Raw genomic sequence first — 334 nt, 5'->3', positions numbered from 1 at the left:
TTCACTATGGAATCCGGCGGTTCGCTGTTTGGCCGCAAAAACACCTACTGGAGTGAACAGCTCGTCAGCCACCGTTCGCGCAAAATCACCGTCCGGTTTGATCCACGCAACCTGCACGGAGAAGTCGCCTGTTATGACCTCGATGGCCGTTTCCTTTGCATGGCTGAGTGTCGCGCCGCCGTTGCCTTTGGCGATACCGAAGCCGGGCGTGAACACAACCGTGCCCGTCGCGAGATGATCAAAAGTACGAAGAAAGCCACTAAGGCTCTGAACCGTATGACGGCGATTGAGGTGAATGACCTGCTGCCGAAGGCTGAGCATGCAGAGCTGCCGG

At 57.2% G+C, this 334-nt stretch carries 1 protein-coding gene; it reads left to right on the top strand.

Features of this window, described 5'->3' with window-relative positions:
* Window positions 1–334: Mu transposase C-terminal domain-containing protein (locus tag GTGU_RS23770; protein WP_169741203.1), on the top strand; the 334-nt coding region annotated here is incomplete at both ends.

Origin of the sequence: Trabulsiella guamensis ATCC 49490 (genome assembly GCF_000734965.1) — a bacterium.
GTDB classification, from domain to species: Bacteria; Pseudomonadota; Gammaproteobacteria; order Enterobacterales; family Enterobacteriaceae; genus Trabulsiella; species Trabulsiella guamensis.
This window is presented reverse-complemented; position numbering and strand designations above follow the sequence as displayed.